The sequence below is a fragment of the Streptomyces sp. NRRL B-24572 genome, from assembly GCF_002156145.1.
GTDB classification, from domain to species: Bacteria; Actinomycetota; Actinomycetes; order Streptomycetales; family Streptomycetaceae; genus Streptomyces; species Streptomyces vietnamensis.
The window spans coordinates 1-911 of sequence record NZ_MWIG01000499.1; the positions used below are offsets into that span (position 1 = coordinate 1).

Annotated in this window: 1 protein-coding gene; it reads left to right on the forward strand. The window is 78.0% G+C overall.

Annotated features, from left to right (window positions below):
* Positions 1 to 893 (forward strand): A/G-specific adenine glycosylase (locus CCN56_RS27720; protein ID WP_107484231.1); only part of this gene is annotated, 893 nt, incomplete at its 5' end.
* Positions 894 to 911: the final 18 nt, after the last annotated feature.

Genomic DNA, 911 nt, shown 5'->3' on the forward strand with positions numbered 1-911 from the left:
GGCGCGGGCCTCGGGGCGGCGCCAGGGCAGGTCACGGGCCCGTCCTCGCCTGGTTCGACCGGCACGCCCGTGACCTGCCCTGGCGCCGCCCCGAGGCCGGCGCCTGGGGCGTCATGGTCAGCGAGTTCATGCTCCAGCAGACCCCGGTCGTCCGGGTCCTCCCGGTGTACGAGCAGTGGCTGGCGCGCTGGCCGCGCCCGGCCGACCTGGCCGCCGAGGCCCCCGGCGAGGCGGTCCGCGCCTGGGGCCGGCTCGGCTATCCGCGCCGGGCGCTGCGGCTGCACGCGGCGGCCGTCGCCATAACGGAGCGGCACCACGGCGACGTCCCCCGCGACCACGGTCAGCTGCTCGCGCTGCCCGGCATCGGCGAGTACACGGCGGCGGCGGTGGCCTCCTTCGCGTACGGGCAGCGGCACGCCGTCCTGGACACCAATGTGCGCCGGGTCTTCGCGCGGGCGGCGACCGGCGTCCAGTACCCGCCGAACGCGACCACGGCCGCCGAGCGACGGCTCGCCCGCGCGCTGCTGCCGGAGGACGACGGGACGGCCTCCCGCTGGGCGGCCGCCTCCATGGAGCTGGGCGCCCTGGTCTGCACGGCGAAGAACGAGGACTGCGGGCGCTGCCCGATCGCCGACCGGTGCGCCTGGCGGCTCTCGGGGAAGCCCGCGCACGACGGTCCGCCGCGTCGGGGCCAGACGTACGCCGGGACCGACCGGCAGGTCCGCGGCCGGCTCCTCGCCGTCCTGCGGGAGTCCGCGGACCCGGTGGCGCAGACGGCCCTGGACGCGGTCTGGGACGAGCCGGTGCAGCGGGCCAGGGCCCTGGACGGCCTGGTCGCGGACGGCCTCGTCGAGCCGCTGGACGGCGGCCGGTACCGGCTGCCGCTGTCCTGACACAGTCTGGATCCGGGA